The organism is Acinetobacter lactucae (assembly GCF_013344765.1).
Lineage (GTDB): Bacteria > Pseudomonadota > Gammaproteobacteria > Pseudomonadales > Moraxellaceae > Acinetobacter > Acinetobacter lactucae_A.
Map to the genome: position 1 here is coordinate 1 of NZ_JABVBF010000218.1, position 4,647 is coordinate 4,647.

A 4,647-nucleotide genomic window follows, 5' to 3' on the forward strand; every position below is an offset into this window, starting at 1 on the left:
TTTACTCCAGAAAGAACCAATATCGATATAAAAACAGTTATCTAATTGGACGGGTGCTTTACAATGGTATGCCCTAAGTAGACCTCATCTATATTTTGTATAGTTTCAAAATCTTCACAATAGTGGCAGATACGCTCTCTTCCCCATAATGCTTTTTGATAAGAAGACTGTACGCCAGAGATATGATAATTACCTTGCTCAACATCTTTCTTGAATAATTCCCAGTCATTGCAATCTATATCTGCATGAACAAAACCAATCTTTTTATATCTACCTTTCGAATCAAAGCAATCAAATATTGAGATATAGTTAACAGTAGATTCAATTAAGTGAATTTCAAAAAAAGTTAAGTAACTAATCCCAATTCTTCCATCTACGCACTGCCACCATGACTAGTGATAAACATGTTAACAGCTGAGCGGCAGTAGGATTTGAACATGTTATCGTCCTCTATTTTTGCCTCATCGAAGCGTGCAATAATGCTGAGGTTGGATCCTTTGAAAAGCGCAACAAACAAGTGGGCAGACTGAAGAGGGTACGGCACGTTTAGAATAGCCTTCGTGTGTAACTGACGTAATAGAGCTTCAATTTGTCTGATAACATGAGCGAATACGACTTCGTAATGTAGTTTGCTTAACAATTTGTGGTTTGTCCTATCAGCTATGATCATAGTCTCAAGACAATGGAAGTCCGAGCTCAATAGAGTACAAAGTAGAGATGATCCCACTGACATAAGCTGTTCTTCGGCTGAACCATCGGGGTCTTTTAGAAAAGCATGAGTTGCAAAATATTGGCAGCGGGCTGCCACAACCGCGCTGAAAAGCGCTTCTTTATTCTCGAAGTGTCGATAAATACTCAGCTTAGAAATATTTGCACGTTGGGCGACCATGTTCAATGTCGCTGCTTTAAAACCTAATTCTACAAATAATTCGTATGCTGCATCGATTATGGTTTGCTTAAGTGTTAGATTGGCAGGCCGACCACGCTTGCCTCGATTGTTTTTAGTCACAATAATTACCATCCTTACTTTTATTCTAATTTATAAATTTTGATACCAAAAAATAACGAGTGTGATGAATCATAATCACCGCTTGAATTGACCATGGGTTTAGATAGGGCAATATTTAAAGCTAGGATTAAAGGAAATTTTTAAAATGGACTACAAAAATGTAGTCCATTAATTATTTACGGCACTAACAAATGCTTAGCTCTATGAATCCTTTTTAGCAGCAAGCGCTTTGCGGTCAGTTAGACGATCATAGAATGCTGCTGCTTTGAACCCTGTCTTAAATGCACACCACTGCAGTGGTTCAGGTAGTGTAGAAGGAGTCTTGTGGTATAAGTTCTTCAGAATAGGGTTTTCTACTCCTTTAATTTTCTCGGCAAGGAGCTGTCCCATGAGCGACTGAGTCGCAAGCCCATGTCCCGTACAGCCCGCTGCATAGATAATATTTTGATGTGGTCCAGTTGATCCAACCACAGGCAAAAAGTCATAAGCCACACTAACGTAACCACTCCAGCAGTGCTTAATACCAAGACCTTTTAGTGTGGGATGACGCTCACGTAAGGTCTGTGCGAGTGCAGCATAGGCATCGTGATCTGGTACGTTTGGAGTTTTTGAACCGTAAACATAATTCAACTTCTTAACTGTCAGCACCATTGTATTGTGTGCAGTCAAGCGATGACTTTCCATCATGAGATGCGGTGTAATAATACCTTCTCGGCCAGGCCAACCCAGAGACTCCAATTGCTTTGGAGATAATTGGTGGGTTTCAATTGCCGAAACCCGTATTGGCGCAACTTTATCACGCAGCAATCCCAACTGAGGTGTGAAAGCATTTGTGGTTAACACCATGATGGGTGCGCTGGCACTACCGCGAGCGGTTTTGCATGTAATGATTGGTCCTTCGTTATAAGAGAGCACTGGTGTTTTCTCATAAATCTTAACACCTGCCTGTATGGCTGCACGGCGTAAACCACTCACGTATTTACCAGGGTTTAGCGTGCCGCCGCGCTGTTCGCTACCAAACAAAAAAGCTGGTGGAATCCCACGAGCACGCATTTCAGCTTGATCTACAAAGCGAGTATGGGACCCTAGTTCTTCACCAACTCTCATACTGCGGCGTAGCCATTTTTCCTGCGAAGGATCTATGACAGCGCGTATAATGCCAGAAGGATTGTAATCACAATCAATGCCTAACTCGACCAGACGTTTTTCAACATAGGTCACGCCCTCGTCGTAGAAATTGACAAACTGCCTTGCACGCTCAGCGCCGAGGCGTTTGGCGAACACTTCGAATTCAATTCCCATACTACCAAGCAGATAGCCCGCATTACGTCCGCTGGCACCAAAACCGCCGAACTCTTGCTCAAGCACGACCACCTTTGCACCCCGTGCAGTGAGTTCAAGAGCTGTAGACAACCCGGCAAAACCAGCACCAACCACAATGACATCTGCGCTGACAGAGCCGACCAGCTCAGGTTGAAGGTCGCTAGGCTGTTCTATCCAGCCACCTAAAAGACGAAATGGCATAGCTTCAGGGTTGCCACTCATCACTTGTTCATTTGAATAATTCATTCGCTATCCTTCTGTATCATTTTACAGTGCTAGAGCACTGTCTTTAATCTTTTTAAAAACAATACCCTTAGTGCGTTTTACTGGCGAGCTGGAACAAAAGATTGCATAGAAACATTTTGTGATCGCTCTAAGGCTGTATATGCGTAATACAATTGAATAATAGAAAACCCCCAAGTAATAAAAGCCAAAGTCATAAAAATCATATGGTTGTCATCGCCTGGTATAGGGAAGAAGTCATATACGATAGCTATCGATAGACTGCTTATTACCGTTAATGTAGTAGCCAAAGCATGTACGATCTCTCTGGCACGTACCAAACAGATAATGAAGTAACAAAGGTAAATCACCAGAATTACCCACATAACTATGTAAAAATATGGACGTATTTCGTCAAAGAAATCTGCCAGAAAAACAACAAAAGTGCCGGCGAATGAGAATGCGAATAATAGAAACTCCTTAAGAGGAGAAGGTTTGTAATTATGAGTCAGAGCCATCAGGCCAAGCACGGCAATAATTGGCATACCGAAACTACGTGAGAATGAATCAAGAAACATAGTAATTGAAAGATTAACATTCCAACCAGTCAGCATGTAAGCAACAAAGTTGGTGGCAGAGAAAGCAACGATCCAACATTCTAAGCCGAGCAATATATTCTTTTTCTTGAGGAATTTTGTACCGTACATCCAGCCAATAATTGCTAATACAATACAAGCAACCAGCCCACAGATATTTACTATTTCCAAAATAGCGGCATGTGTCATTTCACTGTTTGTTAGGATTTTTGATGCAGTAGCTTCCGTTTCACTGCCGGCATCTAGACCGAGAATTTTCATAATAGACTTCCTTGTAATTAATTGACTGTCATGTCAGTAAAATAATATGTTATGATTAATTAGTAAACATTTTTATTTATGGCGATAATGGAAAACAAAATAGGAAGGCCGAGTAAAGCTCAAGAAAGGTCTTATGAAATTCTTCAAGCTGCTGTTTCAGTTGTGGCGAGAGAAGGGTTAGAAGGAATTACTTTTGCCAAAGTAGCGGAAGCTTCAGGCATGCAACGTACTCTTGTACATCATTATTTTTCGTCACGTTCAGATTTAATGAACGCTTTCATTGAACATTACATTTCGAAAATGGGGACTGAAATTATTCATCGTTTTAGTGGGAAACCATTGAGCGAACGACTCATAATGATGTTCACACCGGAAGTGTATAGGACTCAAGATGATTTAATCGTTTGGTTCGAGTTGGTGGCTCAAAGCGCGAGAAATCCGTTTATCCAGCAAATGCTCCATACACTTTGGACAAAGCACTGGCTTCCGGATTTTGAAAATCAATTGGCACAAGAATATCCAAAAGCGACCCCAGAGGCGATTAGCTCAGCAACCTATGTCATTGTTTGTTTATTTGAAGCTTATTGGGCGTTCAGTATTCAAGGTGTCACTGATCAACAGAGACAAAAGCAAATGGAGCAAACGGTATTAATGATTTTAAATGGGTTAAGCTAAATTTAAATAATTTAATACTTAATAAAAATGCGAATATAGGGGGTATTAAAGCTCTCTATAAATGGCTAGTCCCTCTAAGGAGTGGTTGCGTAGTGAATAACAAGAGGTAAGATAAAAGATCAGAAAATTTATAAAGTAAGGTATCTATGAAGAAAAATTCAAAACTTGATCAAGATACACTTTTTATTAAATTACTATTTAAGTCATCTGCCAAAGTGACAGAAGATGAAGTTGAGTACTACCGAAAATATCCTGACCAAATTGACCAAGTCACAGCGCCTATTAATATCCACAAAATATTTTTATGGACTGGAGCACTTTTAGGAATTGTTGTAGTAGGAATCGCTAAACTCCTTAAATTTTCTGGTACTTTAGATTTTTTATCAGAAGGCATTTTAGAATTTGTTATTGATATTATTTATGAAAGTGGAATTGCTTTAATTGGTGCAGCAGTGACTGCTTATATGCTCGGTGTCTTGCTGAATAAACAACAAGAAAACGCCGTAAAATGGCGAGAAGAAATTCGTAAACGTATAGAAGAAACTAAACAATAGATAGAAA

5 protein-coding genes are annotated in these 4,647 nt (G+C 39.9%); 2 read left to right on the forward strand and 3 right to left on the reverse strand.

Features of this window, described 5'->3' with window-relative positions:
• Nucleotides 1-373: 373 nt before the first annotated feature.
• The 3 genes from HUN22_RS15640 to HUN22_RS15650 all read right to left on the reverse strand — a co-directional run bounded on the left by HUN22_RS15640 (nt 374) and on the right by HUN22_RS15650 (nt 3,411).
• Nucleotides 374-1,009 (reverse strand): TetR/AcrR family transcriptional regulator, encoded by a 636-nt coding sequence (locus HUN22_RS15640; protein WP_174731248.1) that lies wholly within the window; start codon nt 1,007-1,009, stop codon nt 374-376.
• 201 nt (nt 1,010-1,210) lie between these two features.
• On the reverse strand, nt 1,211-2,578 hold the full coding sequence (locus HUN22_RS15645; protein ID WP_174731251.1) for an NAD(P)/FAD-dependent oxidoreductase: 1,368 nt from the start codon (nt 2,576-2,578) through the stop codon (nt 1,211-1,213).
• A 77-nt stretch (nt 2,579-2,655) separates the two neighbouring features.
• A complete protein-coding gene (locus HUN22_RS15650; RefSeq protein ID WP_174731254.1) occupies nt 2,656-3,411 on the reverse strand; it encodes a hypothetical protein in 756 nt (251 codons plus the stop codon).
• A 78-nt stretch (nt 3,412-3,489) separates the two neighbouring features.
• Here HUN22_RS15650 and HUN22_RS15655 point away from each other — a divergent pair, with 78 nt between their 5' ends.
• Nucleotides 3,490-4,086 (forward strand): TetR/AcrR family transcriptional regulator, encoded by a 597-nt coding sequence (locus tag HUN22_RS15655; protein ID WP_174731257.1) that lies wholly within the window; start codon nt 3,490-3,492, stop codon nt 4,084-4,086.
• Between the two features lie 146 nt (nt 4,087-4,232).
• Nucleotides 4,233-4,640 carry a hypothetical protein gene (locus HUN22_RS15660; protein ID WP_016145438.1) on the forward strand — a complete coding sequence of 136 codons (408 nt, stop codon included), beginning with the start codon at nt 4,233-4,235 and terminating at the stop codon, nt 4,638-4,640.
• Nucleotides 4,641-4,647 lie beyond the last annotated feature (7 nt).